The organism is Microbacterium murale, assembly GCF_014635185.1.
Lineage (GTDB): Bacteria > Actinomycetota > Actinomycetes > Actinomycetales > Microbacteriaceae > Microbacterium > Microbacterium murale.
The window spans coordinates 351,344-377,300 of sequence record NZ_BMCM01000001.1 but is presented as its reverse complement, the minus strand read 5'-3'; the positions used below and the strand labels follow the sequence as shown (position 1 = coordinate 377,300).

Below are 25,957 nucleotides of genomic sequence, written 5' to 3'. Positions count from 1 at the left end.
CAGCACATCACTGTGACCGGTCACAGTCCCTGCCAGCATCCGATGAGGAACCCGTGAGCAACGAAGCCCCCGCATTCACCCCAGAGGTCGAGGCGGCCATCGCCGCCGCTCGGGCCGATGTCGCCCGTCTGCACAGCGAGCTGGTCCTCTACAACCTCATCGTCTGGACCGGCGGCAACGTCTCGGGCCGAGTGCGGGTGTCTGAAGACGGCAGCGCCGATCTGTTCGTCATCAAGCCGTCGGGCGTGAGTTACGACGACCTGTCACCCGAGAACATGATCCTGTGCGACCTCGACGGCGATGTCATCGCGGGCAGCGAGGGCAGTGAACGATCGCCGTCCAGCGACACCGCCGCCCACGCGTACGTGTACCGGAACATGCCAGAGGTCGGCGGCGTCGTGCACACCCACTCGACCTTCGCGGTCGCCTGGGCCGCGCGCGGCGAGGAGATCCCGTGCGTCATCACCGCGATGGCTGACGAGTTCGGCGGGCCGGTCCCGGTCGGCCCGTTCGCGATCATCGGCGACGACTCGATCGGGCGCGGCATCGTCGAGACGCTCAGCGGACACCGCTCACGCGCCGTGCTCATGCAGAACCATGGCCCGTTCACGATCGGAACGGACGCGAAGGATGCCGTGAAGGCCGCGGTCATGGTGGAGGACGTCGCTCGCACCGTGCACTATGCCCGTGAGGCCGGTCCGCTCATCCCCATCCCGCAGGAGTCGATCGACAGCCTCTACAACCGATACCAGAACGTGTACGGCCAGAGCGGAGACACCCGACGATGAGCGCCCACGACGACATCCTCGAAGGCCGCACCAGCCTCGGCATCGAGCTCGGCTCGACCCGCATCAAGGCGTGCCTGATCGGCTCCGACGCCACCGAGGTTCTCGCGACCGGATCCTTCGCGTGGGAGAACCGCCTCGAGCGCGGCCTCTGGACCTACGCGCTGGACGAGGTCTGGCAAGGGCTGCGGGCGGCGTTCGCCGACCTCATCGGCGACGCGGAGAAGCGCCACGGTGTGCGCCCGGACACGTTCGGTGCCATCGGCATCTCGGCGATGATGCACGGCTACCTCGCCTTGGATGCTGCCGGCGATCTGCTCGTGCCGTTCCGCACCTGGCGCAACACCAACACCGGCGTCGCGGCCGCCGAGCTCACCGGCCTGCTCGGCGTGAACATCCCGCTGCGCTGGTCGATCGCGCACCTGCACCAGGCGGTGATCGACGAAGAGCCGCACGTGCCGCAGCTCGACTTCGTCACGACGCTCGCCGGCTACGTGCACTGGAAGCTCACGGGCGAGAGGGTGCTCGGCGTCGGCGACGCGTCGGGCATGTTCCCGATCGACTCCGCGACCCGTGACTACGACGCGGAGATGCTGGACGCCTACTCCGTCCTCGCGGCCGACCGTCTGCCCTCGCCTCTTGGCGAACTGTTCCCCCGCGTACTCCCTGCGGGCACCTCGGCCGGCTCGCTCACGGCCGAAGGGGCGGCACTGCTGGATCCGACCGGCGTTCTGCGACCCGGCATCCCCCTCTGCCCGCCCGAGGGCGACGCCGGCACCGGGATGGTCGCGACCAACTCGGTCGCTCCGCGCACCGGCAACGTCTCGGCGGGCACGAGCATCTTCGCGATGGTCGTGCTGGAGCGCCCGCTCACGAGCGTGCACCACGAACTCGATCTCGTGACGACTCCGGCAGGCGACGCCGTCGCGATGGTGCACTGCAACAACGGCGCCAGCGAGCTCGCCGCATGGGCGGGCCTGTTCACGCGGTTCGCGGCAGCAGCCGGACAACCCGTCGACGACGACGCGGTCTTCGACGCGCTGCTGCGCGAAGCACTCGACGGCGAAGCGGATGCCGGTGGCCTGCTGGCCTACAACCACCTCGCCGGTGAGCCGATCGCCGGCCTCGACGAGGGGCGGCCGCTGTTCGTGCGCACCCCCGACAGCGACTTCTCGCTCGCGAACTTCATGCGGGCGCAGGTCTACGGCGTCTTCGGCACGCTCGCCCTCGGAATGCAGGTGCTCGAAGCCGAGGGTGTCGAGCTCGACCGCATGTTCGCGCACGGAGGCATGTTCCGCACGGCAGGGGTCGCACAGCGCTTCCTCGCCGGCGCTCTCGACGCATCTGTGGCCGTCGGCGCGCTGGCATCGGAGGGTGGTGCGTGGGGCATCGCCGTGCTGGCCTCGTATCTCGCGCACTCCGACTCCGCGGATCTCGGCACCTACCTCGAAGAGCAGGTGTTCGCCGCGGCATCCCTCACGACCGTCTCACCGGACCCGGCGGATGTCGCCGGCTTCGCCACGTACCTCACCCGCTATCGCGCCGGCCTCGCCATCGAGTCCGCCGCGGTCGACTCGCTCTGATCTCCCGCGAAAGGGACCACGCACCATGTCTTTGACTACTTCTCTCGACGCCTACGAGGTCTGGTTCCTCACCGGAAGCCAGCACCTGTACGGCCCCGAGACGCTCGCGCAGGTCGCCGAGCAGTCGCGCACGATCGCCGAGGCTCTGGATGCTGCTGCAGATGTGCCGGTGAAGATCGTGTGGAAGCCGGTGCTGACCGACTCCGCCGCGATCAAACGCATCGCGCTCGAGGCCAACGCCGACGACAACGTCATCGGCCTGATCGCCTGGATGCACACGTTCAGCCCCGCGAAGATGTGGATCGCAGGCCTCGACGCCCTGCAGAAGCCGCTCGCGCACCTGCACACGCAGGCCAATGTCGAGCTCCCGTGGTCCGACATCGACTTCGACTTCATGAACCTGAATCAGGCCGCCCACGGCGACCGGGAGTTCGGCTACATCCAGACCCGCCTCGGCGTGCCGCGCAAGACCGTCGTCGGCCACGCGGGCGACCCGCGCGTGCAGCGGGAGATCGGCACCTGGCAGCGCGCTGCCGCAGGGCTCGCGGCATCCCGCAGCCTGAAGCTCGCCCGATTCGGCGACAACATGCGCTTCGTCGCCGTCACCGAGGGCGACAAGACCGAGGCGGAGCTGCGCTTCGGCGTGCAGGTCAACACCTGGGGCGTGAACGAGCTTGCGGATGCTGTCGCCGCGGCATCCTCGTCGGACGTCGACACGCTGGTGGCCGAGTACGAGGAGCTCTACGAGGTCGTTCCGGAACTCCGCAAGGGCGGCGACCGGCATGAGTCACTGCGCGACGGGGCAGCCATCGAGATCGGGCTGCGCTCGTTCCTGGAAGAGGGCGGGTTCGGCGCGTTCACGACCTCGTTCGAAGACCTAGGCGCGTTGAAGCAGCTCCCCGGCCTCGCTGTGCAGCGGCTCATGGCCGAGGGCTACGGCTTCGGCGCCGAGGGCGACTGGAAGACCGCCGTGCTCGTCCGCATCGCGAACGTCATGGGCGCCGGTCTGCCCGGTGGCGCGAGCCTGATGGAGGACTACACCTACGACATGACCCCCGGCGACGAGCTCATCCTCGGTGCGCACATGCTCGAGGTCTCGCCATCGCTCACCACGGCGAAGCCCATGCTCGAGATCCACCCGCTGGGCATCGGCGGCAAGGACGACCCGGTGCGCCTGGTCTTCACGGCCGACCCCGGCCCCGCCGTCGTCGTGGCCATGAGCGACATGCGCGACCGCTTCCGCCTCACCGCGAACGTCGTCGAGAACGTCGAACCGCGGGCGGCTCTGCCGAACCTGCCCGTGGGCCGTGCCGTCTGGAAGCCGGCCCCCGACTTCAACACCAGTGCCGCCGCGTGGCTCACGGCCGGCGCCGCGCACCACACGGTCATGTCGACCGCCGTGGGACTCGAGGCGTTCCGCGACTTCGCCGAGATGGCAGAGGTCGAACTGCTCGTGATCGACGACGACACCACGCTGCCCGAGTTCCAGCAGCAGGTGCGGTGGAACCAGGCCTATTACCGGCTGGCGCAGGGGCTGTGAATCAGGCGGCTATCGTCGAAGACATGAGCGCTCCCATCCCTGCATCCGGCCGTCAACTGCGCATCTCTGCGCACGGCTACGAAGCAGCCATCGCGAGCGTCGGCGCCACACTGCGCGCACTCACGTTCGACGATCGCGACCTCATCGTGCCTTTCGACGCCGACGAGGTGCGCCCGGCGTACAGAGGCGCGACGCTCGCGCCGTGGCCGAACCGTATCGTCGACGGCCGCTACTCGTTCGGCGGCGCCGAGCATCAGCTGCCGATCACCGAACCCGCCCGCGGGCATGCACTGCACGGCCTGCTGGCGTGGACCGAGTTCACCGACCGCGTCGTGGAAGATGACCGCGTCGTGCTGGTCGCCGTGATCGAACCGCAGTTCGGATACCCGTTCCGCGTCGAGGTCGCCGTCGAGTTCCGTCTCGATTCAGACGGTCTGAATCAGACGGTCACCGCGCGCAACATCGGGGCGGATGCTGCGCCCTGGGGCACCGGTCCGCATCCGTATCTGGTGGGCGGCGAAGGGCGCGTGGACGACTGGACGCTCACGCTCCCAGCATCCGAGGTGCTCACCGTCACACCCGACCGGCTGAGCCCGGTCGCGGCGGAATCGGTCGATGCGCATCCGGAATGGGACTTCCGCGCCGCGCGCCCGATCGGCGACGTGTTCATCGATCACGCCTTCACCGAGCTCGCACTCACCGGCGGCGTCGCCGAGGTGCGCGTCGTCGCGGCGGACGGCCACGGCGTCGCACTGAGCTGGGACGAGAGCTGTCCGTGGGTTCAGGTGCACACGGCCGACCTTCCGGACGATGCCGCGCACAGCCGGATCGGTCTGGCGGTCGAGCCGATGACGTGCCCACCCGACGCATTCAACTCCGAGGTGGATCTGATCGTGCTCGAACCGGGGGCCGAAGCCGCGGCATCCTGGCGTTTCCGCGCGATCTGACCGCATCGCCCATGGGCATCTCTGCCCGTGAGGTGCGTCTCGTTCTGGCCATACGATGGGATCCGTGACCAACGAGACGCCCGAGAATCCCCCGCCCACCCCGCCGAATGTGCCGGAGCCGGTGAACGAGGCAGCCGCGGGACAGCACGGATTCGACGGCACCTTCTCGTCGGATGGCGCGGCGTCGGATGCTGCCGTGCCGGATGCTGCCGTGCCGGATGCTGCGGTGAGCGGAGCGCCCGGGTATCCGCCCGCGGCCCCAGGGGGTCACGAGATTCCCGGAGCGCCCGTGCACCAGGCCGCGGCCGCACCCGCGTACCAGGCTGCCCCGGTGTATGATCCGAACGTCACGGCGCACGACCCGAACGCCCCGGTGTACGATCCGAACGCCGCGGCGTACCCCGGAACAGCGCCGGTCTACGACCCCAACGCGCCTCAGGGATATCCCGTCGGCGGATATCCTCCGGGCGCTTACCAGGCCGCACCGGCCGCGCCGAAGAAGCCGATGTCGAAGGGCCTGCTGTTCGGCATCATCGGCGGCGCCGCGGTACTGGTACTCCTGATCGCCGCTGCGATCGTCGTGCCGAATCTTCTGCGGGGGGCTGCCCCGACAGCATCCGATGCGGTGGAGAAGTACCTGACCGCGCTGTCCGAGGGCGACGCAGAGGCAGCGATCGCGTTCGTCGAGACCTACGCCGACGACAGCCTGCTCACAGACGAGGTGCTCGGCGCCTCGCTCGAGCTCGCTCCGATCACCGACATCGTCGTCGAGGAGTCCGAGGACGCAAGCGAGTACGAGGCGACGGTCTCGGCATCCTTCGCCGTCGGTGGGGAGACGATCGAACGCGATTTCACGGCGTACAACTCCTCCGAAGACGGATGGCTGATCAGCGACGGCCTGGTCATGGCGACGCTGACGAACTTCGACGGCCTCGGCCTGACCGTGAACGGCGCCGAGCCTGCCGACTCCTCGACGTCGCTCTTCCCCGGCGCGTACCAACTCGCGTTGGGATATGAAGAGTTCGCGCTTGACTCCGACACCGATACGTTCACGCTCACGACGGATGCCGACAGCGAGCTGTTCTGGGACATCTACCCGGTGCTCACCGACGACGGCGCCGCGACGTTCCGCTCACTCGTACGCACGGCGATCGAGGAGTGCGTGGCGATGAAGACTCTCACGACGCCGTGTGGCATGGACATCACCGACATCGACCTCAGCGGCTACACCCCGGTCGACGGCTCGGTGACCAGGACGATCACCAGCGACGGTCAGGCGACGCTCGACAGCATGCTGCCGGAGGTCGACTACTCCACGCCCACACTCGTCTCGACGTATGACACTCCCGACGTGGACATGACGCTTCAGGGCACCAAGGACGGCACGACCTCGGAGTTCGAGGTCTTGTTCGGCGGCTACATGGACACGCCGTCGGTCGACTTCGCCCAGGAGACTCCGACCGTCACCTGGGACTGATCCGCACATCGAACTGAGAACGGCCGGAGGCGTGAGCCCCCGGCCGTTCGTCGTTCAGCGTGCCAGCCAGCCGCGCAGCGCCCGCGTGACCCAGGGGAGCACCCAGTAGGTCATGATGGGCGTCAGCACGATCGTCGTCGCGAGCACCCGCAGCCAGAGCGGCAGTTCGCCCCAGCCCGGAACCGGGGTCATCGCCAGGCTGAAGAGCAGATTGACGGGGAAGAATCCCAGCCAGATCGTCACGGCCTGCTTCCATCGCGGCGGTGCGGGCGGAGCATCCTCGACGGTGGTGGCATCCGGAATCCGGATCGATCCGGTCGCCGGTTCGTCGAACCAGCCCTCGATCCCGGTGCGCCGGCGCGAGTGCGCGCTGCGCACGAAGCCCTCGCCCATCGACAGCCACCACGTGCGCTCCGGCGACTGCTCCCACGCGTCGAGCGTCTCGGTGCTGGCGAACCGGTACAGCATGTGCCAGAGTTGCGAGTCCTCGCCGGCGCGCACCCACCCTGAGCCCAGGAATCCCGGATGCTTGTTCGCGAGATTGACGCCGGTCTGCACCCAGGCGGTCGCCTCGGAGATGCGTGCGGGATCCACCTCGCGGCGGATGGAGACGGTGATCGGAACGCTGGACATGGTGGGCCCCTCGGAGAAAAAGCGTGCTTGTGGCGGATCCGAGTGTATGCGGGCTTTGTTTCGTGTTTGCTTCGAGCCGCGGAGCTTCGCCAACGCAGGTCGCCTCGAGACGGAGAAGACCCCCGCCGACCCGATTCGGCGGGGGTCTCGGGAGCTTTGCTCACCGTCGCGCGGAAAGTCCTGACTACCCGATCCGGTCTGAGTTCTTCCGCGCATCTGCAGTTGTACGTGTCGAAGGTGACCGGGCGGTGAACTGCCGAGGAACACGCGACATCGACTGCTCCGGTCTGCGTTGCCGTAAATACATGGACGCCCTAGTAAATCCGCGGATGGCAGAGTAATCTGTTCATCGTGCCAAAGAAGGCACGAAGGGACATGGCATAATGACTCGAATCATCCCCCACTTTGTAGGCGGATCGCTTCTCACCCCGAAGGATGGACGCTTCGGCGACGTCTTCGACCCGAGCGAAGGCACCGTGCAGGCACGAGTGCCATTGGCTTCGGAAGGCGAGGTGCGTCGCGTGATCGACGATGCCGAGGCAGCGCAGCCGGCGTGGGCTGCGACCAACCCGCAGAAGCGTGCGCGTGTGCTGCTGCGCTTCCTCGATCTCGTGCAGAAGAACATGACCGAGCTCGCAACGCTGCTCTCCAGCGAGCACGGCAAGACCTTCGATGACGCCAAGGGTGACATTCAGCGCGGTCTCGAGGTGATCGAGTTCGCCGCCGGTGCGCCGCACCTTCTCAAGGGCGAGTACTCCACCGAGGCCGGCACCGGTATCGACGTGTACTCGATGCGCCAGCCGCTCGGCGTCGTCGCCGCCATCACGCCGTTCAACTTCCCCGCGATGATCCCGCTGTGGAAGGCGGGTCCCGCCATCGCCGCAGGCAACGCCTTCGTGCTCAAGCCCAGCGAGCGCGACCCGTCCGTGCCGGTGCGCCTCGCCGAGCTCTTCCTCGAAGCAGGTCTGCCCGCGGGCATCTTCAACGTCGTCCACGGCGACAAGGAAGCCGTCGACACGCTGCTGACGGACCCGCGCATCCAGGCCGTCGGATTCGTGGGATCGACGCCGATCGCCGAGTACATCTACTCGACCGCGACAGCGCACGGCAAACGAGCGCAGTGCTTCGGCGGGGCGAAGAACCACATGATCGTCATGCCCGATGCCGACCTCGATCAGGTCGCCGACGCGCTGATCGGATCCGGTTACGGTTCGGCGGGGGAGCGCTGCATGGCGATCTCGGTCGCCGTTCCCGTCGGTGACGAGACCGCTGAGGCGCTCGCGGCGAAGCTCACGGAGCGGGTCGGTCAGCTTCGCGTCGGGCCGTCCCTCGCCGAGGACGTCGACTACGGGCCGCTCGTGGCACGCTCCGCAGTCGAACGCGTGGAGGACTACATTCAGCAGGGAATCGACGCCGGCGCCACGCTGCTCGCCGACGGACGAGGGCTCGCGGTCGCCGGGCATGAGGAGGGCTTCTACCTCGGCCCGACCCTCTTCGACCACGTCACGACAGACATGTCGATCTACCGCGAGGAGATCTTCGGCCCGGTGCTGGTGATCGCGCGCGCAGCGGACTACGAAGAGGCGCTGGCCATGGCATCCGATCACGAGTTCGGCAACGGCGTCGCGATCTTCACTCGCGATGGAGACGCCGCCCGCGACTTCACCGCTCGGGTGAACGTCGGCATGGTCGGCGTCAACGTGCCGATCCCGGTGCCGATCGCGTACTTCACGTTCGGAGGCTGGAAGCGCAGTGGCTTCGGCGACCTCAACCAGCACGGCGCCGACGCCTTCCGCTTCTACACGAAGACCAAGACGGTGACGAGCCGCTGGCCCGCGCACGGTGTGCGCGACGGCGCGAGCTTCGTCATCCCGACCATGCACTGAAAACCACCGACCACATCACGATCTGCCCACAAGGCGAGAGGATCCCCGATGACGATGATCACCACAACCACCGAGGAGCGCGAGGCCATCCTGCACGCGGTGCGCGAGTTCGCCGAGGCCGAACTCGCTCCGTACGCCGCCGAACGCGACGAGAACCACATCTTCCCCCGCGAGGCCCTGCAGCGTGCCGGCGACCTGGGCCTCGGCGGCATCTACGTCGACGAGGAGTTCGGTGGCACAGGACTGTCGCGCGTGGACACGGTCGCGATCTTCGAGGAGCTCGCGAAGGGCGACCCCGCGGTCGCCGCATACATCTCCATCCACAACATGGTGGTGTGGATGCTCGACACCTACGGCTCCGATGCGCAACGCGGCGAATGGCTGCCGGAGCTCACCGGCATGACGGGTTTCGGTGCGTACTGTCTGACCGAGCCCGGTGCCGGATCCGACGCCGCAGCCATCGCCACCAGCGCGATCCGCGACGGGGAGGAATTCGTACTCACAGGGGTGAAGCAGTTCATCTCCGGCGCGGGCGAGGCTGCCGTGTACGTCGTGATGGCGCGCACCGGCGAGGCTGGTGCCCGAGGGATCTCGGCATTCCTTGTGCCCGGTGACGCGGAGGGCCTGTCCTTCGGCGCGCCGGAGAAGAAGATGGGCTGGCATGCCCAGCCTACGCGGCAGGTGATCTTCGATGAGGTGCGGGTACCGGCATCCGCTCTTCTCGGCGTGGAAGGGCAGGGCTTCGCGATCGCGATGTCGGCGCTCAACGGCGGCCGGCTCAACATCGCGGCATGTTCGCTCGGCGGTGCGCGCTGGGCGCTGGATCAGGCGCGGCGCTACGTGCACGAGCGTTTCACGTTCGGCGAGGCGCTCGCCGAGAAGCAGAGCATCGTGTTCGCGATCGCCGACATGGAGACCGAGCTGCATGCGGCGCGGCTGCTCGTCGAAGACGGTGCGCGCGCCGTCGACGAGCACGCGGAGGACGCGACCGTGCGATGCGCGATGGCCAAGCGCTTCGCGACGGATGCGGGATTCCGCGTGGCCAATGATGCCCTTCAGCTGCACGGCGGCTACGGGTACCTTCAGGACTACGGGATCGAGAGGGTCGTGCGGGACCTGCGCGTCCACCAGATCCTGGAAGGGACCAACGAGATCATGCGCATGATCGTCGGACGCGATGCCCTCAAGGCGGCGTCATGAGAATCGCATTCCTCGGCCTCGGGCACATGGGGCTGCCGATGGCGCGCAACCTGCAGGCGGCCGGCCACGACGTGATCGCGTTCGATGTGATGGATGCTGCGCGGGCCGCCGCAACGACCGCCGGTCTTTCGCTCGCCGAGTCCGGACCGGATGCCGCGACCGACGCCGACGTGGTCATCACGATGTTCCCGGCGGGCAGGCATGTGATCGAGGCGTACGAGAGCGGCCTGCTCGCCGCAGCGCGACCGGGCACGCTGTTCATCGAGTCGTCCACGATCGCGGTGGATGAGGCGCAGGCCGCGCACGCGCTGGCGATCGCGGCTGGGCATCGCAACATCGATGCGCCAGTCTCCGGCGGTGTGGTGGGGGCCGAGAATGCGACGCTCGCGTTCATGGTCGGCGCATCCGACGACGACTTCGCCGCAGCGCTCCCGTTGCTCGAGGCGATGGGCAAGCGCATCGTGCACTGCGGCGGGCCGGGTCTCGGGCAGGCCGCGAAGGTGTGCAACAACATGATCCTCGCGGTCTCGCAGATCGTGGTGGGCGAGGCCTTTGTGCTCGGCGAGCGGCTCGGACTCTCGCATGACGCGCTGTACGACGTGGCAGCGAACGCCTCAGGTCAGTGCTGGGCGCTGACGACGAACTGTCCTGTTCCGGGTCCGGTGCCGACGAGTCCCGCGAACCGCGACTATCAACCGGGATTCGCGGGTGCCCTGATGGCGAAGGACCTCGGGCTCGCCCTGCAGGCGATCGAGCAGACTTCGACGGATGCGCGGATGGGCCGCCTCGCGCAGGAGATCTATGCCGCATTCGCCGCGGGTTCCGGCGGCGGGAGGGACTTCTCCGGCATCATCACCGACATCCGCGACGGACAGGTGTGATGATCGTCAGTGACGTTTCCCAACCACTGAGGAGTCATCCATGACCGAGTACGAGACGATCCTGGTCGAGCGGCGCGGACGCGTGGGGTGGATCACCCTCAACCGGCCGCAGGCGCTGAACGCGTTGAACTCGCAGCTCGCGCAGGAGGTCACTGCGGCAGCCGTCGCGTTCGACGCGGATCATGGCATCGGCGCGATCGTGGTGACTGGTTCGGAGAAGGCATTCGCCGCCGGCGCCGACATCAAGGAGATGGAGTCGATGTCGGCCGCCGACATGCGAGCGACCGACCACTTCGGAGCCTGGGACGACTTCGCCGCCGTCCGCACTCCCGTCATCGCGGCAGTGAGCGGGTTCGCCCTCGGTGGCGGATGCGAGCTGGCGATGATGTGCGACATCATCCTCGCGGCTGACACCGCGAAGTTCGGGCAGCCGGAGATCAACCTCGGCGTCATTCCAGGGATGGGCGGCACGCAGCGATTGATCCGCGCGGTCGGCTACTACAAGGCCGCCGAGCTCATCCTCTCGGGCCGCATGATGGGCGCTGAGGAAGCGGAGCGTGCTGGTCTCGTGTCACGGGTGGTGCCGGCATCCGATCTGCTGACCGAGGCGACGACGCTCGCCGACACGATCGCATCCAAGGGGCTGCCGAGCCTCTACGCCGCGAAGGCCGCGCTGGATGCCGCGATGGAGACGCCGCTCGCCGACGGTCTCGCGCATGAGAAGCAGGCGTTCGCCGCGCTCTTCGACACCGCCGACCAGAAGGAGGGCATGTCCGCCTTCCGCGAGAAGCGGAGCCCGGACTTCACCAACCGCTGACCGCGGGGATACTGCTGCCTGCTGGCCGCTGAGCTTCTGCGGGTCGGATCGTTGACCGCGCGGATCGTGCTTCTGCGGGTCGTTGAGCGAGGGAGCGGAGCGACGGAGACGAAACGCGTTGAGCGAGCGGAGCGAGTCGAAACGTCGCGACTACTCGCCGAGCGCGTCGAGGATCTTCTCGAGCCGGCGCGTGCGGGTCTCGTCAGTCTTCGCGTCAGCGATCTGACGCGCCATCTCCTTGCGCTTGGACGGTGGCAGGTTCTCGAAGGCCGCGCGGACGGCGGGATCGGCATCCAGTGCCTTGGCCAGCGCCGGCGGGATCTCGATGACGCGCTCGGCGGTGTCCGGGCTGATCGTCACCTCGATCTCGTCGTCGATCTCGACGCCGGCTTCCGCGCGCGCGGCCTTGCTGAATCCGATCATGTTCTGTCCACCCATGCGGGACAGGCGAAGGCGGATGCTGCGATCGCCGAAGTCGACCACGACGGGAAATGCCTTGCCGGCGCCCAGGGATTCGACCTGTTCGTCGCTGAGTACGATCGCGGCGGCGGGGCCGCGGCCCTCCAGTACGGTCTTCAGATGCAACTCGGTCATGGCGCCCAGGTTATAACGGCCGATGTCATCTTTCGAGGGTCTCCGCGAGCATCTGGTTGCGCTCGTCGATGAGTCGCCGCATGTATTCGCGCATGAACAGCCGGTCGACCAGCGTGCCGATCGGACCGAACGGCGAGCGGAAGGTGATCGTGTCGCGCATGAGCGTGCCTTCGGAGTGCTCTTCGAACACGTGCTCGTGGTGGAACCAGGCGAAGGGACCCTTCGTCTGGCGATCGCGGAACCGGCGCGGAGGGTCGATGTCGAAGACGACCGAGGTGAGGTGGAACGGCACTCCGAAGTGTCGCGCGCGCCAGGTCACGGTCGAGCCTTCGGTGAAGACGCCGCCGTCAGGGCCCTTGACCATGGTCTCGCCATAACGGGCCATCGACTCCACGTGCAGGGCGGGGTCGATCGCCGCGGCGAAGACTTCGGCCGGCGTGGCCCGGATGACGCGTTCGAGAGTGAACCGTGCCATCAGCGGCGTCGTGCCATCAGAGCGGATCCGGCTGCGGACGCGGCTCGGTGAAGTCGCCGGCGTTCTTGCGCAGGCGGGCGACGATCGCGACGAGGTCCGCAGCATCCGTCGAGCTGATGCCGGGATTGCTGAACACCTCGCCGTTGAGCGCGGTCGTCGCGCGCTCGACCAACGCGCGGCCTTCTTCCGTGAGTGCCAGCATGGCGGCGCGTCCATCGTGCGGATGCGGTTCGCGCAGGATCAGACCGTCGCGCACGAGGCGTTCCGCCGTGCTCGTCACTGTTGTGGCGTGCACCTGCAGGCGGGCCACGACGCTGGACAGCGGAAGCCGGCCCGTGCGGCTGAACGCGAGCAGGCGCAGCACCTCGAACCGTGCGAACGAGAGGGCGAAGGGCTTGAGCGCAGCATCCACTCGCGAGAGCAGCAGCTGCTGCGCCCGCATCACCGATGTCACCACGGTCATGCCGTCCGCGGCATCCGACCAGCCGTGCGCCAGCCACTGCCGCTTCGCCTCGGCGAGCGGATCGGTGGGAAGGGGACGGGGGAAAGCCACGATTCAACCGTATCGGCAGAACGACGTGGGGACGGTGATGTCGAGCATGAATCTGGGTATCATGATGAGTGAAACTCGATTTCATTCGGTCTCGCTGACTAGAATCGACCTTGTCGTGAGGAGTAGTCGATGAAGATCTTCGTCTTGGTCAAAGAGGTGCCAGACACCTATGGCGATCGCAAGCTGAATCTGGAGACCGGGTTGGCCGATCGTGCGGCCGGTGATGTGGTTCTGGATGAGATCACCGAACGCGCTCTCGAAGTCGCCCTGTCGTATGCGGACAAGAACGACGGCACCGAGGTGGTCGCGCTCGCGATGGCTTCGGAGTCCTCGACGGCGTCGATCCGTCGTGCACTCGCGATCGGCGCAGCATCCGCAGTGCACGTCGCCGACGAGCAGCTCGCCGGCGCCGACCTCGGACTGACCGCCGAAGCGCTCGCCGCGGCCATCCGTCGCGGCGAACCCGACCTGGTCATCACCGGGAACCTCTCCACCGACGGTTCGGGTGGCGTCATCCCCGCGATGTTGGCCGAGCATCTCGGCTACGCGCAGGCGACCGCTCTCAACGCCGTGGAGATCACGGCCGATGGAGTTTCCGGCACCCGTGCCGCGGACGATGGCAACCAGTCGGTGTCGGTGTCGTTCCCGGCGGTGATCTCGATCACCGAGGCGCTGCCGGATGCGCGTTTTCCGAACTTCAAGGGCATCATGGCGGCGAAGAAGAAGCCGCTCGAAGTACTGTCCCTCGACGAACTCGGTGTCTCAGCGGATCCCGCGGCGGCGCCGCGGACGATCATGACGACGGTCTCCGAGAAGCCCCCGCGTGCGGCGGGCGTGAAGATCACCGATGAGGGCGACGCCGGCGCGAAGCTGGTCGAGTACCTCGTGCAGAACAGGCTGGTGTGACGATGAGCTACCCCGACGACTCGATCCTCGTCCTCGTGGACGTGACTCCTGTAGGTGACGCCGCGAGTTCGACAGCGGCGCTCATCGGTGCTGCGTCGACGATCGGATCTCCGGTCGCGCTGGTACCGGGTGGATCGCAGAGTGCCGTGGATGCCGCGGCAGCTGCCGGCGCGTCGGTCGTGCTGACGGCTGACGCGGATGCCACTTCTCTCACGGTTCCGCTGGTCGATGCCCTGCAGGCCGCCTACCAGAAGGTGCAGCCGGACGCTGTGCTGGTGTCGAACTCGATCGCCGGTCGCGACGTCTCCGGTCGCCTCGCCGTACGCGAGAAGCTGGCCCTGTCAGTGGACGCGATCGGCGTCTCCCGCGACGACGAGGGCATTGTCGCCCACCACTCCGTCTACGGCGGCGCCTACCTCGTCGACTCGGCGCCGACCTATGGCGCGCCGATCATCACCATTCGCCAGGGTGCCGTGGACGTCCGTGCTGAAGCTGTCGGCACGCCGACCGTCGAGACGGTCGAGGTGACGGCGTCCGGTGCTGCCGCCGCGAGCGCGGGGACCATCGAGGTCGTCGAGGCGGAGTCGTCGCGTCCGGAGCTGCGCGGTGCGACGAAGGTCGTCTCGGGTGGCCGTGGTCTCGGTTCGAAGGAGCAGTTCGTGCTCGTCGAGCAGCTCGCCGACGCTCTGGGCGCCGCGATCGGCGCTTCGCGCGCCGCCGTCGATGCCGGGTACATACCCTACGCGCACCAGGTCGGTCAGACCGGTGTGTCGGTGTCGCCGCAGCTGTATGTCGCGGTCGGCATCTCGGGTGCGATCCAGCACCGTGCCGGCATGCAGACGGCGAAGAACATCGTCGCGATCAACAAGGACGCCGAGGCGCCGATCTTCGACGTCGCCGACTTCGGCATCGTCGGCGACCTGTTCAAGATCGTGCCGCAGGTGGTCGAGGCGCTCGAAGCGCGGAAGAAGTAGCCATGGCGACGCGGATGCTCAGGCGCGGCCTGCCGCGCGTGGCCGGTGGCGAGCCCTGGCCCCCGGCCGGCGACGTCGAGGTCACGGATGCTGCGAGCGAGGCGCCGGCGGACGCAACGTCTCGGGTCGTTGAGCGAGAGAGCGCAGCGACCGAGACGAAGCGCATTGAGCGAGCGGAGCGAGTCGAAACGGCCGCTCCGGCCGCTGAAGAAGGCTTCGACTCCCTGACGGTCGCTCAGCCCGTTTCGTCTCCTCAGGCTTCGCCCTCGTCGCTCAACGACCCGCAGGGGGCGACGCTGCGGCGTGGACTTCCCCGCACCCCCGGGGGAGAGCCCTGGCCTCCCGCCGGTGCCGAGGCCGCAGCTGCGACTCCACCTCCCGCTCCAATTATCTCCGCACCGCCCTCGGCCTCCGCTCCGACCGTGGCCACAGCTCCGACCTTGCGGGGCGTTGAGCGAGCCGAAGGCGAGACGAAACGCGTTGAGCGACCGCAGGGAGTCGAAACGTCGGCTCCTGTCGCAGCATCCGGTGGCGAAACGCTCCGCCGCGGCCTGCCCCGCGCACCCGGGGGCGAGCCCTGGCCTCCTGCCGGCATCACTGCGGTCGCCGCCGTGACTGTCGCAGTCGAAGAAGACCTCGCCGCACCGGCCGACGACTTCATCGAAGCATCCGAGATCCCGGCATCGACCGCCGTCGCGACGGTCGACGTCAGCACGCCGCTGCCGTTCCAGCGCACGGTGTTCCCGGGCAAGAACGCGTTCACGCGTGCGGTGCCCGCACCGGAGCCGAAGCGAATCGGCCCGTTCACCAAAGCGCAGTGGGCAGGCGCCGTCATCGTCGGCGGTATCGGTCTGCTGGGCGCTGCCGCGATGGCTGTGCTGTTCGTGCGCTGGTTGCTGAGCCTGTCGGGCATGCAGGACTTCCTGCAGACCTACCCCGGCGAGTACCACCTGCCAGAGGGTGCCCCTGTCGGCTTCCCTGGCTGGCTGGGTTGGCAGCACTTCTTCAACGTGTTCCTGATGGTGCTGATCATCCGTTCCGGTCTCTCGGTGCGAAACGACAAACGCCCCACCGCGTTCTGGACGGCGCGGGGCAACAAGAAGAGCAAGATCAGTCTGACGCTGTGGTTCCACCAATCACTCGACATCCTGTGGCTGGTGAACGGCATCGTGTTCGTCGTTCTGCTGTTCGTCACAGGGCAGTGGATGCGCGTGATCCCCACCAGCTGGGAGGTCTTCCCGAACGCGCTGTCTGCCGCGCTCCAGTACGTGTCGCTGGACTGGCCGACCGAGAACGGCTGGGTGAACTACAACTCGCTGCAGCAGCTCGCCTACGGCACCACAATCTTCATCGCCGCACCGCTCGCCGCGATCACCGGCGTGCGCATGAGCGGCATCTGGCCGAAGAACGCCACGAAGCTCAACAAGGCGTATCCGGTCGAGTGGGCGCGTGCGCTGCACTTCCCGGTGATGCTCTACTTCGTGGTCTTCATCGCGATCCACGTGTTCCTCGTGTTCGCGACCGGCGCGCTGCGCAACCTCAATCACATGTACGCCGCACAGGGCTCGACCGACCCGAACGCCTACGCCGACAACTGGACCGGCTTCTGGTTCCTCGTCGCATCGCTCGTCGTCATCGCCGCAGCGTGGGTCGCCGCCAGACCTCTGGTCCTCGCGCCGATCGCGAAGCTGTTCGGCAACGTCAGTGCGCGCTGACCCCACGACCGACGCCGAGACCCCGCTCTATCGCCGAGACCCCGTCGTACTGACACCCGTACGACGGGGTCTCGGCACGAAGACGGGGTTTCGGTTGTCGTTGCCGACGTATCAGCGGACGAAGCGGACTTCGGTGAGCGTCTCGCCGAGGAACGGCTCGGTGTGGCTCGCGCCGTCGAGGATGAAACCGTTGCGCGCGTAGAAGCGGTGGGCGCGGGGGTTGTCCTCCGCGACCCAGAGGTACAGCGGCTCGTCCTTCTCGACGGCCGCATCGAAGAGCTTCTGGCCGAGGCCGGTGGAGTGCCACTGGTCGAGCAGGTAGATGAAGTACAGCTCGCGGAATGCCGGAGCATCCTTGTCGCGTGCAGGTCCCGAGCCGACGAAGCCGACGATCTCGCCGTCGACCAGCGCCGCACGCATCGTGAAGTCGTCGCCCTGCGCTGCCCAATGGGTCCAGAGCTCGGCCATGCGCCGCGGTGACACGCGCTCGAGCGCAGCCTTGCTGATCAGGTGGTCGTAGGTCTCGTGCCAGCACTGCGCGTGCACGCGACCCAGAGCTTCCGCATCCACATCGCGGACCGGACGGATGATGACTTCAGGCTGGGCTTCGGCGCTCATGCCCGTGACTCTACGCGCGCCTCGGGCGAAGGTGAAATCGAGCGACGCGACTGTCAGATTCCCACAACGGAGTTCGCGGATCATACGCCGCTGGCTACTATCGTTCCTCGTGAACGTGATCTGGCGAACCCTTCTCGTGATGTGGCGTGCGCGCCGTCGACTGCGCCGAGAAGGGCAGCTTCCACCCGGCGACGTCGGACGGATCAGAGTGACGACCCTTCCCACCGACATCGATGTGCTGCGCCACATGAACAACGGCCGCTATCTGTCGCTGTTCGACCTCGGCCGCTGGGACCTGCTCGGCCGCACGGGAATGACCGACGCGATGAAACGCAACGGCTGGTACGCCGTCGTCTCCGCTGAGACGGTGACGTTCCGCAAGTCGCTGCAGCTCTGGCAGCGTTTCGACATCGAGTCGCGCCTGCTCGGTCATGACGACAAGGCGATCTACCTCGAACACCGAGCCGTCGTCGACGGTGAGATCTACGCCAGAGCGATCATCCGTGCCCGGATGCTCAAGCGCAGCGGCGGCACCCTGTCGCACCAGGAGTTGTTCGCCGCCGTCGGCAGGCCAGAGGGCCTTCCGGACGTCGAGGCGTGGGTTCACGAGTGGGCGACGGCATCCGCCCTGCCGACCACCCGCGCGGATGCCCCGAGCATCTGGCAGTGAGCTCGACGGCTCCCACCCGCTAATGTGAGCGTGTGCTGGCCATCCTGACGACCGCCGGGCGCGTGCTGCTGAGGCACTGGCCCGCACTGATCGCGTGGTACCTCGCCGGCACCCTCGTTCACTACGTGATCACAGAGGTGGCCGGTTTCGTGGGCGCATCGTCCGCGACACTCGGCTTCCTCGTGTTGCCGATCGCGATTCTCGCCAGGCTCGTCAGCCTCGTGGCGATGTTCCTGGTGCTGCGCGACGGGTTGCGCAACCTGCAAGAGGTCGCTCCTCTGCCGGAATCCGCAGCCGACCGGCGCCGGACCTTTCTCACTGCACTGTTGGCCGGCATCCTGCCGTTCTTCGCCGTGTACTGGGCGCAGGGGCTGCTGGGCGAGGACGTGCGGGCATACTCCTCGCGTGCGCTGGAAGTGCGCAGCAGCATCATCGCGGTATCGACGCTGAACGGAGAGGGCCCGGTGAGCGCCGACGACACCGTGCTCAACCTGCCGGTGAACGCATGGACGATCGCGATCATCGTGCTGGCGTTCGCTGGACGCTGGGCGTGGTCGAAGTGGTCGGCGAAGCTCGCGTCCTGGTTGTCGCCGGTCGCGGTGTATTTCGAGGTCGTCTGGGTCTTCTTCTCGGTCATGGTGCTCGGCGACCTTCTTGACTCGATCAGGAGCTGGGTCGACAGCCGTGCGGCGATGGCGTTCCTCGAGTCGGTGCGCGAGCAGGTGCTGGATGCTGTCGCGCCGCTGCGCTGGTTGTGGGAAGGCGTCGGCTGGGTGCTCGCAGAGGCAGGGCCGGTGCTTCTCGCTCCGCTCGCCTGGCTGACGATCGCCGGAGTGGTGTTCGGGCAGGCGATCGTCGCAGAGAAGCTGCGAGTGGAGAATCAACTGATCTCGCGCTTCCGCGAACACACGAAGGAGATTCCGAACCCGCTGGTGCGCCGACTTCGCGACCTCGGCGACGAGCTCGGAAACCGCTTCCGTCCGATCGGACGCGCACTCTTGCTGATGTGGCGCGCCGGCCCCCTGCTCGTCGCCTCGTATGCCCTTGTCTATGTGGCGGTGAAAGCGCTGGAGTCGTACCTCGCGTTCGGCATCACCCGGCTCATCGGTCCCCACGAATTCATCTTCTGGTCGATCGTCACGCCGTTGGTCTCCCTCATCCCCGTGCTCGTCATCGAGCCGCTGCGCATCGCCGTGATCAGCGGCGCCTACGACGCGACGCTCGGTCGTCTACGTCGCAAGCAGCAACAGCAGGAGCGCGCGGATCCCGCGGCCGTGACCTCCGCGGAGTCGGAGATGCGGGCCGTGGCCGACGCGGCAGGGCTCCTGCCGTCATCGGTGGATGCTGTCGCGGCTGCGGTCGTCGACGCGACGCCCAGGGACGTCATCGGAGGTCAGGGCTCGAACGAGAACCTGAGGAACGAGCCGCCGGCGTCGTAGGGCCTGACATCGACCCAGAACGGCCCTTCGGCATCGTCGGGCACCACGAATGGCACGATCATCTCGTACTCGCCCAGCTCGTCGCTGATGCACGTCTCCGGTTCGTCGGGACTGGAGAGGAGACCGATCTCAAGGCGCACCGGGCGCCACTCGCGACCCGTCGACTGCTCCACGAGCTTCGGTGTCTCGCAGCCGATTCCCTCCGCCCTCGCGTCGACGGGCACTGCCACGGCTATCAGGCGGGTGTCATCCGGGACATCGAGCCCCGAGACGTCCTCCACCTCGCCGCCGCGCACGGGGCCCCATGTCGCTCCCACGAGGTCAGCCGTGTCCTTCTCCGCCACCTCGATGCCGGTGACAGCGCGGGCGCCGAAGCCGAAGTACTGATACCACTCCTGCCATCCCACCGCGGCCGTGGTCATCGGGATGAGCACCACGAGCGCGACCAGTGCCAGGAGATTGCTCCGCCACCACGAGGAGGGACTCGTGGGAGCGACGGGAGACTCAGGAGCTGCGGCCGGCAGAGGTGGGGAGGGGATCGTCATCGGCGCGCCCAGCCATTCTCCTGCAGCAGGACTCCGGTCTCTCCGGACAGCGCGCCGAGGTCGATCGGCAGGTCGATCACTCCGTCGCTCAGCACCTCGCCGATGGCGCCCGACGGCACTCCCAGGCGGAGTGTGGCCCGGTCGTCGGCGACAGTGGCGGGGAGTTCGAAGGCGAGGCTGCCGGCGCGCGGAACACCGGTGACGAGGCGCTGTCGGTTGAAGGTCGTGCCACGGTCGGTGGCGCTGAAGGTGCGTTCCCCGATGGTCAACTGCGCAAGCGAAAGCGTGCCGAGATCTTGCGTGCCCGCTGTCGCCGCCTCCAGATCGACGATCAGCCAGGTGCCCTCGGCCGACCACCCTTCGGCATCCTTCACGCCGGTGCTGAGATGGACGTCGGTCACCGTGACGACGAGGTTGCGCACGCTCGACTGCTCACCGATCTGGGCGGCGGATACGAAAGGCGCGATCGTGGCGTCATCCGGCAGCGTCGCTTTGGACACCAGCCAAGCGCAGGCGAGGAGGGCGGCTGTCAGCAGCCACACGAGGACATGTCTTCTCACGGCGCAGACACCTCATCGATCGTCGTCGACAGAGTCGCACCGACCTGCACTTCATCCCAATAGTCGCCGCGCATGACGCTCGTGCCGACGTAGTGCGTGGAGTCGGGGAGGGTGAGAGCGATCTCATCGCCGCCGGCGAAATCGTCGGGCCCGACGATCCACGTCAGCAGCAGACGGACAGGGACGTCCGGCTGCAGCATCGGGGAGCGGAGGGCGTCGTCGGCGCGGAAGACCTCGCCCTTCTCATCGACACCCGTGACGCGGATGCCGTCGACCACCGGAGAGGATTCCGAAAGGGAAGTGGAGCTGCGCGGCGCTGTGAAGGTGTTGACGACATCGACTGCGACGACCAGAACTCGCTCGCCCTGCTCTTCGTCGGGGAAGACTGCGAGCTCGCCGCGGTCGTCGCGCAGTTCGACCCCGGTGATGGTCATCTCGAGGTCGGAGCCGGTGACGGTCTCGCCCACAACCACTTCGGCGATCGGGTCGACGGCGGCGGCCTCGAGCCCGCCGAACAGCGCCGTCGCCGCGAGCAGCACCGCAGCGGCTCCGGTGATCATCCAGGACGTGGGGACGAGATCGATGCTTTGCCGCGCCCAGCCGAGAGCTTTCGCCCGTGCATCGGCGTTCGACGATGCTGCAGGCGCGCCGGAAACAGACTCCTGCGCCTTGTTCGCCCCCGCCACGGCAACAGCATAGAGTGTCACCGCCTCAAGCGGGTCCCGCGCTCCTAGGCTGAACACATGTCAGAGTCGTCGTTCCGCGGAGCCGATCAACTCGCCGATCAGGCGGTCGAACTCGCGCGTCGCTGGATCGCCGAAGCGGCAGAGGCCGAGGTCGACCCGGCGGCCTCGCGTCTGGCCGCCGTGCTGCAGGACAAGAACGGTCTTCCGTTCACGCTCGGGTTCGTCGACGGTGTCATGCGGCCCGAGTCGCTGAGCGCCGCCGCCGCCCAGTTGCAGCGGATCGCGCCGATCGTGCCCGACTTCCTACCCTGGTATCTGCGCGGAGCCGTACGTCTCGGTGGCGGCATCGCCCCGGTGCTCCCCGCGCCGACGGTGCCGATCGCACGGCGCGTGCTGCGTGACATGGTCGGGCATCTCGTCGTCGATGCACGTCCGGCGAAGCTCGGTCCCGCGATCGAGAAGCTGCGAGAGACGGGCGCGCGATTGAATCTCAACCTGCTGGGCGAAGCCGTGCTCGGCGAGGCGGAGGCGAAGCGCCGGCTCGACGGCATCCATGATCTGATCAAGCGCGACGATGTCGACTACGTGTCGGTCAAGGTCTCGTCCGTCATCAGCCACATGTCGATGTGGGCGTTCGACGAGATCGTCGACGCGGTCGCCGCCCGCCTGCTTCCGCTGTATCTGACCGCCGCGTCCAACGGCACCTTCATCAACCTCGACATGGAGGAGTACCGCGATCTCGATCTCACGATCGCGGTGTTCACCCGCATCCTCGAAGACGACCGTCTGCTGCTTCTCGAAGCGGGCATCGTGCTGCAGTCCTACCTGCCCGATGCCCTCGAGGCGCTGCGTGAGCTCACCGCGTGGGCAAAGGTGCGCGTCGAGCACGGCGGCGCGAAGATCAAGATCCGGCTTGTCAAGGGCGCGAACCTCGCGATGGAGCGAGTGGATGCCGTGATGCACGGGTGGCCGCTCGCCACCTACGACACCAAGCTCGACACCGATGCGAACCACCTGCGGCTGCTCGATGATGCCCTGCGCCCGGAGAACACCTCTGCGGTACGGGTCGGGGTCGCCGGACACAATCTGTTCGGCATCGCGCATGCCTGGCTGCTCGCGGGCGAACGCGGTGTCACGGACGACGTCGAGTTCGAGATGCTGCTCGGCATGGCGCAGGGGCAGGCGCAGGCCGTATCGCGCGTCGTCGGCCCGGTGCTGCTCTACGTGCCGGTGGTCAGGCCCGATGAGTTCGACGTGGCGATCAGCTACCTGGTCAGGCGGCTCGACGAGAGCGCTGCACCGGAGAACTTCCTCTCCGCAGCATTCGAACTGCACGCCGACGAGAGCCTGTTCGAGCGGGAACGGCGGCGATTCCTCCAGGCGCTGGAACGTGCGGATGACCGCACGATGCGACTCGTCCCGTTCCGCATTCAGAACCGGCAGATGCCGGTGCACGAATCACTGAGACCGATGACTGCCGCTGAGAGCGACGACGGAGACCTCACGATGGCCGTGCTCGGAATCGCGCGCGGGTCGGACGGCTCCGACGGGTCGGACGGTGAGGCATACGTCGAGACGGCGGTGTATTCACGCCGCGAGGCGGAATCCGACTCCGCGGGGGCACCGGGCTTCGCGAACACCACCGACACTGACCCTGTTCTTCCCGCGAACCGGGAGTGGGCAGATGGCATCCGCGCCCGTATCGAGACGTCGACGGCCGGCGAATCCACACTGTTCGCCGCCAGGATCGACGACGCCGCCGTGCTGGAGCAGCGGATCGCGCGGGTGCGCGCCGCGGCGCCCGCATGGGGCGCACGTCCCGCGTCCGAGCGTGCCGAGACGTTGTTGCGCGCTGCCGCCGCGCTGGAATCGCGCCGCGGCGAACTCATCGAGGTCGCCGCATCCGAAACCGGCAAGGTGTTCTCCGAGGCGGACATCGAGGTCAGTGAGGCCGTCGACTTCGCCCGTTACTACGGCGCGAAGGCGCGCGAACTTGATGCCGTCGCCGGTGCGGCATTCGAGCCGGCCCGCGTCACCGTCGTCGCACCGCCGTGGAACTTCCCGATCGCGATACCCTCCGGCGGTGTGCTCGCGGCGCTCGCCGCCGGCTCCGGCGTGCTCTTCAAGCCGGCGCCGCAGGCCAGGAGATGCGCGGCGGTCGTCGCCGAAGCGCTCTGGCAGGCGGGCATCCCGAGAGACGTCCTCACTCTCGTCGACATCGAGGAGGGCGACCTGGGGGAGCAGCTCATCGCGCATGAAGCGGTGGATCGCGTCATCCTCACCGGCTCCTGGGACACCGCCGCGCTGTTCCGCTCGTGGCGTTCCGACCTGCCGCTGCTCGCGGAGACCAGCGGCAAGAACGCCATCGTCATCGCGCCGTCCGCCGATCTCGACCTCGCCGTCGCCGATCTCGTGAAGAGCGCATTCAGCCACGCGGGCCAGAAGTGCTCGGCCGCGTCGCTCGCGATCCTCGTCGGCCCGGTCGGCCGTTCCAAGCGCTTCGCCCGCCAGCTGGCGGATTCGGTGCGTTCGCTGAACATCGGATGGCCGACCGATCCGCTCTCGGAGGTCGGTCCGGTCATCGAGCAGCCGCAGGGCAAACTCGCCTGGGCGTTGTCAGAGCTCGAAGGTGATGAGAAGTGGCTGATCAAGCCCTCGCTGGTCGGCGGCGATGAGTCCGGACGACTGTGGCGGCCCGGCATCCGCGTCGGAGTGGATCCTGGATCGCGATTCCACCGAGAGGAGTTCTTCGGTCCGGTGCTGGGCATCATGCACGCCCCGACCCTTTCTGCCGCGATCGACCTGCAGAACGACGTGGCATACGGCCTGACCGCCGGGCTGCACACCCAGGATCCCGACGACCTCGCGCTCTGGCTCGATCGGGTGCAGGCCGGAAATCTCTACGTCAACCGCGGAATCACCGGAGCGATAGTGCAGCGCCAGCCCTTCGGCGGCTGGAAGCGCTCCTCGGTCGGACCCGGCGCGAAGGCCGGTGGTCCGAACTATCTGATCGGCCTGGGAACGTGGCGTTCGCTGCCGCGCGGCAGAGCCTCGAGCACACTGCATCTGCGTGGGCTCGACAGTCGCATCTCCGGACTCATCGAGTCCGCGCAGTCATCCCTGGACTTCGAAGCCTTCGAATGGCTGCGTCAGTCCGCGCTGTCGGATGCGGTGGCCTGGGATCGTGAGTTCGGTCAGGTGCGTGACGTGTCGCAGCTCGGCGTCGAGCGCAACCTGTTCCGTTATCGGCCGGTTCCCGTGGTGGTGCGTGCGACGTCGGATGCCCCGCTTCAGGATGTGCTTCGGGTGGTGGTCGCCGGTATCCGCTCCGGGGCAGGGTTCTTCGTGTCGATCGCCGAGGGGCTTCCGGCCGGAGTGCGCACGGCGCTCGGCGACCTCGGTGCGCTCATCGCGGTGGAGAGCGACACGGAGTGGATCGAGCGGATGCTGCGGCGCGAGGACTCGGCCTCCAGCGACGTTCGTGCCGACCACCCGAGCCGCGCCTCGGGCAGCCGAGTGCGACTCGTCGGCGGGCGCGGTGCCGTCGCCAGACTGCACCGCGCGCTGGCGGAGGCTGTGGGAGGCGATCCCGACGTCGCCGTCTACGACGACGAGGTCACCTCGGCCGGGCGGTTGGAGCTGCTGCCCTTCCTGCATGAGCAGGCGATCAGTATCACCGCGCACCGTTTCGGCAATCCCGACGACTGGAGCGCAGACGTCATCTGATCGGTCGCAGATCTCGATGTAAAAGATTCTTGACACGGATGCCGTGATGGCAGTACCTTTCAAAGTGTCAAGAATCTTTTACATCGGAGGTGCGTCATGGTCTACACGGAACGCAACACCTGGTCGACGCTGCTCGCCGTGATCGTCGTCATCCCTGGCTACATCATCGTGGTCCTCCAGCAGGCGGCGGGCAGGCCGCTCACGTCCGTCGACTGGTTCCCGATCATGCTCTGGGCGATCGGGATCAGCATCGCGGGCACGATCGTGCTCAGCATCCTCTGGGGGATCTTCGCGGGTCTCCGCGACCCGAAGGGCGCGACCACCACCGATGTCCGTGACCGTGACATCGATCAGATGGGCGGTCGCGTCGAGCACTCGTTCCTGGTGATCGCAGGTCTCGGTGTCATCGCGCTCTGCGCCGTCGGCGCCGACGTGTTCTGGATCGCGAACGCGATGTTCCTCGGCTTCGCGGTCTCCACGTTCATAGGCAGCATCGCGCGGATCATCGCCTACCGTCGGGGGCTCATCTGATGGTCAAGCCCACACTCGTCACCAACAGCATCCGCTCCCGACGTGAGCAGGCCGGGATCACCCAGGCCGATCTCGCCGGCCGTATCGGCGTCACACGGCAGACGCTCATCGCCATCGAGCAGGGCAGGTACTCTCCCACGCTCGAGCTCGCCTTCCAGATCGCCCGCGCATTCGAGGTCGGCATCGACGACCTCTTCCAGTACCCGGAGGATTGAG

At 67.5% G+C, this 25,957-nt stretch carries 25 protein-coding genes; 17 read left to right on the top strand and 8 right to left on the bottom strand.

The window, feature by feature from the left end; genetic code table 11:
- Positions 1–53: 53 nt before the first annotated feature.
- From IEV67_RS01755 to IEV67_RS01735, 5 genes are all read left to right on the top strand, one after another.
- On the top strand, positions 54–788 hold the full coding sequence (locus IEV67_RS01755) for an L-ribulose-5-phosphate 4-epimerase (RefSeq protein WP_188434809.1): 735 nt from the start codon (positions 54–56) through the stop codon (positions 786–788).
- Positions 785–2,368 (top strand): xylulokinase, encoded by a 1,584-nt coding sequence (locus tag IEV67_RS01750; protein WP_188434808.1) that lies wholly within the window; start codon positions 785–787, stop codon positions 2,366–2,368. The genes IEV67_RS01755 and IEV67_RS01750 overlap by 4 nt, the downstream gene beginning before the upstream one ends.
- A gap of 25 nt (positions 2,369–2,393) precedes the next feature.
- Positions 2,394–3,908: an L-arabinose isomerase gene (gene araA / locus IEV67_RS01745; protein WP_188434807.1), complete on the top strand. Its 1,515-nt coding sequence runs from the start codon at positions 2,394–2,396 to the stop codon at positions 3,906–3,908.
- Positions 3,909–3,931: 23 nt separating this feature from the next.
- Complete coding sequence (locus IEV67_RS01740) at positions 3,932–4,855, top strand: aldose 1-epimerase family protein (protein WP_188434806.1); 924 nt, start codon at positions 3,932–3,934, stop codon at positions 4,853–4,855.
- Between the two features lie 64 nt (positions 4,856–4,919).
- Complete coding sequence (locus tag IEV67_RS01735; protein WP_188434805.1) at positions 4,920–6,332, top strand: hypothetical protein; 1,413 nt, start codon at positions 4,920–4,922, stop codon at positions 6,330–6,332.
- 54 nt (positions 6,333–6,386) lie between these two features.
- On the opposite strand, the gene IEV67_RS01730 is transcribed toward IEV67_RS01735, so the two are convergent.
- On the bottom strand, positions 6,387–6,965 hold the full coding sequence (locus IEV67_RS01730; protein WP_188434804.1) for an antibiotic biosynthesis monooxygenase: 579 nt from the start codon (positions 6,963–6,965) through the stop codon (positions 6,387–6,389).
- A gap of 383 nt (positions 6,966–7,348) precedes the next feature.
- On the opposite strand from IEV67_RS01730, the gene IEV67_RS01725 reads away from it, so the two are divergent.
- The 4 genes from IEV67_RS01725 to IEV67_RS01710 are packed head-to-tail and all read left to right on the top strand — an operon-like array spanning position 7,349 to position 11,749.
- On the top strand, positions 7,349–8,851 hold the full coding sequence (locus tag IEV67_RS01725; protein ID WP_188434803.1) for a CoA-acylating methylmalonate-semialdehyde dehydrogenase: 1,503 nt from the start codon (positions 7,349–7,351) through the stop codon (positions 8,849–8,851).
- Between the two features lie 54 nt (positions 8,852–8,905).
- Positions 8,906–10,051, top strand: coding sequence for an acyl-CoA dehydrogenase family protein (locus tag IEV67_RS01720; RefSeq protein ID WP_373284442.1), 1,146 nt, complete (start codon positions 8,906–8,908; stop codon positions 10,049–10,051).
- Positions 10,048–10,932 carry a 3-hydroxyisobutyrate dehydrogenase gene (gene mmsB / locus IEV67_RS01715; RefSeq protein ID WP_188434801.1) on the top strand — a complete coding sequence of 295 codons (885 nt, stop codon included), beginning with the start codon at positions 10,048–10,050 and terminating at the stop codon, positions 10,930–10,932. The genes IEV67_RS01720 and mmsB overlap by 4 nt, the downstream gene beginning before the upstream one ends.
- Before the next feature lie 40 nt (positions 10,933–10,972).
- The gene (locus IEV67_RS01710; protein WP_188434800.1) at positions 10,973–11,749 is read left to right on the top strand and encodes an enoyl-CoA hydratase-related protein; all 777 of its coding nucleotides are present in this window, start codon (positions 10,973–10,975) and stop codon (positions 11,747–11,749) included.
- Positions 11,750–11,899: 150 nt separating this feature from the next.
- On the opposite strand, the gene IEV67_RS01705 is transcribed toward IEV67_RS01710, so the two are convergent.
- From IEV67_RS01705 to IEV67_RS01695, 3 genes are read right to left on the bottom strand one after another with little or no spacing between them, the layout of a single operon-like run.
- Positions 11,900–12,343 (bottom strand): YdeI/OmpD-associated family protein, encoded by a 444-nt coding sequence (locus IEV67_RS01705; protein WP_188434799.1) that lies wholly within the window; start codon positions 12,341–12,343, stop codon positions 11,900–11,902.
- Positions 12,344–12,368: 25 nt separating this feature from the next.
- A complete protein-coding gene (locus IEV67_RS01700) occupies positions 12,369–12,818 on the bottom strand; it encodes an SRPBCC family protein (protein WP_188434798.1) in 450 nt (149 codons plus the stop codon).
- 16 nt (positions 12,819–12,834) lie between these two features.
- Positions 12,835–13,371, bottom strand: coding sequence for a MarR family winged helix-turn-helix transcriptional regulator (locus IEV67_RS01695; RefSeq protein ID WP_188434797.1), 537 nt, complete (start codon positions 13,369–13,371; stop codon positions 12,835–12,837).
- Positions 13,372–13,500: 129 nt separating this feature from the next.
- Between IEV67_RS01695 and IEV67_RS01690 the strand changes: the two genes are divergently transcribed.
- Genes IEV67_RS01690 through IEV67_RS01680 form a run of 3 tightly spaced genes read left to right on the top strand, consistent with a single transcriptional unit; the run spans position 13,501 to position 16,966 of the window.
- On the top strand, positions 13,501–14,277 hold the full coding sequence (locus IEV67_RS01690; protein WP_188434796.1) for an electron transfer flavoprotein subunit beta/FixA family protein: 777 nt from the start codon (positions 13,501–13,503) through the stop codon (positions 14,275–14,277).
- A gap of 2 nt (positions 14,278–14,279) precedes the next feature.
- Complete coding sequence (locus IEV67_RS01685) at positions 14,280–15,251, top strand: electron transfer flavoprotein subunit alpha/FixB family protein (protein WP_188434795.1); 972 nt, start codon at positions 14,280–14,282, stop codon at positions 15,249–15,251.
- A 2-nt stretch (positions 15,252–15,253) separates the two neighbouring features.
- On the top strand, positions 15,254–16,966 hold the full coding sequence (locus IEV67_RS01680) for a cytochrome b/b6 domain-containing protein (protein WP_188434794.1): 1,713 nt from the start codon (positions 15,254–15,256) through the stop codon (positions 16,964–16,966).
- A gap of 111 nt (positions 16,967–17,077) precedes the next feature.
- Here the strand turns inward: IEV67_RS01680 and IEV67_RS01675 are convergent, their stop codons facing one another.
- Positions 17,078–17,584 carry a GNAT family N-acetyltransferase gene (locus IEV67_RS01675; protein WP_188434793.1) on the bottom strand — a complete coding sequence of 169 codons (507 nt, stop codon included), beginning with the start codon at positions 17,582–17,584 and terminating at the stop codon, positions 17,078–17,080.
- 109 nt (positions 17,585–17,693) lie between these two features.
- Here IEV67_RS01675 and IEV67_RS01670 point away from each other — a divergent pair, with 109 nt between their 5' ends.
- Positions 17,694–18,254 carry an acyl-CoA thioesterase gene (locus IEV67_RS01670; RefSeq protein WP_188434792.1) on the top strand — a complete coding sequence of 187 codons (561 nt, stop codon included), beginning with the start codon at positions 17,694–17,696 and terminating at the stop codon, positions 18,252–18,254.
- A gap of 32 nt (positions 18,255–18,286) precedes the next feature.
- On the top strand, positions 18,287–19,693 hold the full coding sequence (locus tag IEV67_RS01665; protein WP_188434791.1) for a hypothetical protein: 1,407 nt from the start codon (positions 18,287–18,289) through the stop codon (positions 19,691–19,693).
- Here IEV67_RS01665 and IEV67_RS01660 read toward each other — a convergent pair.
- From IEV67_RS01660 to IEV67_RS01650, 3 genes are read right to left on the bottom strand one after another with little or no spacing between them, the layout of a single operon-like run.
- Entirely contained in the window at positions 19,648–20,238 is a 591-nt protein-coding gene (locus IEV67_RS01660; protein WP_188434790.1) for a hypothetical protein, read from the bottom strand. The genes IEV67_RS01665 and IEV67_RS01660 overlap by 46 nt on opposite strands.
- Positions 20,235–20,798, bottom strand: coding sequence for a DUF4352 domain-containing protein (locus IEV67_RS01655; protein WP_188434789.1), 564 nt, complete (start codon positions 20,796–20,798; stop codon positions 20,235–20,237). Before IEV67_RS01655 ends, IEV67_RS01660 begins: the two co-directional genes overlap by 4 nt.
- Positions 20,795–21,484 carry a hypothetical protein gene (locus tag IEV67_RS01650; protein WP_188434788.1) on the bottom strand — a complete coding sequence of 230 codons (690 nt, stop codon included), beginning with the start codon at positions 21,482–21,484 and terminating at the stop codon, positions 20,795–20,797. The genes IEV67_RS01655 and IEV67_RS01650 overlap by 4 nt, the downstream gene beginning before the upstream one ends.
- A gap of 57 nt (positions 21,485–21,541) precedes the next feature.
- Here IEV67_RS01650 and IEV67_RS01645 point away from each other — a divergent pair, with 57 nt between their 5' ends.
- The 3 genes from IEV67_RS01645 (at position 21,542) to IEV67_RS01635 (ending at position 25,956) form a co-directional block, all read left to right on the top strand.
- On the top strand, positions 21,542–25,210 hold the full coding sequence (locus IEV67_RS01645) for a proline dehydrogenase family protein (RefSeq protein WP_188434787.1): 3,669 nt from the start codon (positions 21,542–21,544) through the stop codon (positions 25,208–25,210).
- A 96-nt stretch (positions 25,211–25,306) separates the two neighbouring features.
- Entirely contained in the window at positions 25,307–25,741 is a 435-nt protein-coding gene (locus IEV67_RS01640; protein ID WP_188434786.1) for a hypothetical protein, read from the top strand.
- Complete coding sequence (locus IEV67_RS01635) at positions 25,741–25,956, top strand: helix-turn-helix transcriptional regulator (protein WP_188434785.1); 216 nt, start codon at positions 25,741–25,743, stop codon at positions 25,954–25,956. The genes IEV67_RS01640 and IEV67_RS01635 overlap by 1 nt, the downstream gene beginning before the upstream one ends.
- Position 25,957: the final 1 nt, after the last annotated feature.

Bases quoted from the DNA above. Each gene is read 5' to 3' on its own strand.
- IEV67_RS01730 (WP_188434804.1), bottom strand. From the start codon at position 6,965: ATGTCCAGCGTTCCGATCACCGTCTCCATCCGCCGCGAGGTGGATCCC.
- mmsB (WP_188434801.1), top strand. From the start codon at position 10,048: ATGAGAATCGCATTCCTCGGCCTCGGGCACATGGGGCTGCCGATGGCG.
- IEV67_RS01635 (WP_188434785.1), top strand. From the start codon at position 25,741: ATGGTCAAGCCCACACTCGTCACCAACAGCATCCGCTCCCGACGTGAG.
- IEV67_RS01740 (WP_188434806.1), top strand. From the start codon at position 3,932: ATGAGCGCTCCCATCCCTGCATCCGGCCGTCAACTGCGCATCTCTGCG.
- IEV67_RS01705 (WP_188434799.1), bottom strand. From the start codon at position 12,343: ATGACCGAGTTGCATCTGAAGACCGTACTGGAGGGCCGCGGCCCCGCC.
- IEV67_RS01720 (WP_373284442.1), top strand. From the start codon at position 8,906: ATGATCACCACAACCACCGAGGAGCGCGAGGCCATCCTGCACGCGGTG.
- IEV67_RS01645 (WP_188434787.1), top strand. From the start codon at position 21,542: ATGTCAGAGTCGTCGTTCCGCGGAGCCGATCAACTCGCCGATCAGGCG.
- IEV67_RS01675 (WP_188434793.1), bottom strand. From the start codon at position 17,584: ATGAGCGCCGAAGCCCAGCCTGAAGTCATCATCCGTCCGGTCCGCGAT.
- IEV67_RS01660 (WP_188434790.1), bottom strand. From the start codon at position 20,238: ATGACGATCCCCTCCCCACCTCTGCCGGCCGCAGCTCCTGAGTCTCCC.
- araA (WP_188434807.1), top strand. From the start codon at position 2,394: ATGTCTTTGACTACTTCTCTCGACGCCTACGAGGTCTGGTTCCTCACC.
- IEV67_RS01690 (WP_188434796.1), top strand. From the start codon at position 13,501: ATGAAGATCTTCGTCTTGGTCAAAGAGGTGCCAGACACCTATGGCGAT.
- IEV67_RS01710 (WP_188434800.1), top strand. From the start codon at position 10,973: ATGACCGAGTACGAGACGATCCTGGTCGAGCGGCGCGGACGCGTGGGG.
- IEV67_RS01750 (WP_188434808.1), top strand. From the start codon at position 785: ATGAGCGCCCACGACGACATCCTCGAAGGCCGCACCAGCCTCGGCATC.
- IEV67_RS01640 (WP_188434786.1), top strand. From the start codon at position 25,307: ATGGTCTACACGGAACGCAACACCTGGTCGACGCTGCTCGCCGTGATC.
- IEV67_RS01725 (WP_188434803.1), top strand. From the start codon at position 7,349: ATGACTCGAATCATCCCCCACTTTGTAGGCGGATCGCTTCTCACCCCG.
- IEV67_RS01685 (WP_188434795.1), top strand. From the start codon at position 14,280: ATGAGCTACCCCGACGACTCGATCCTCGTCCTCGTGGACGTGACTCCT.
- IEV67_RS01680 (WP_188434794.1), top strand. From the start codon at position 15,254: ATGGCGACGCGGATGCTCAGGCGCGGCCTGCCGCGCGTGGCCGGTGGC.
- IEV67_RS01700 (WP_188434798.1), bottom strand. From the start codon at position 12,818: ATGGCACGGTTCACTCTCGAACGCGTCATCCGGGCCACGCCGGCCGAA.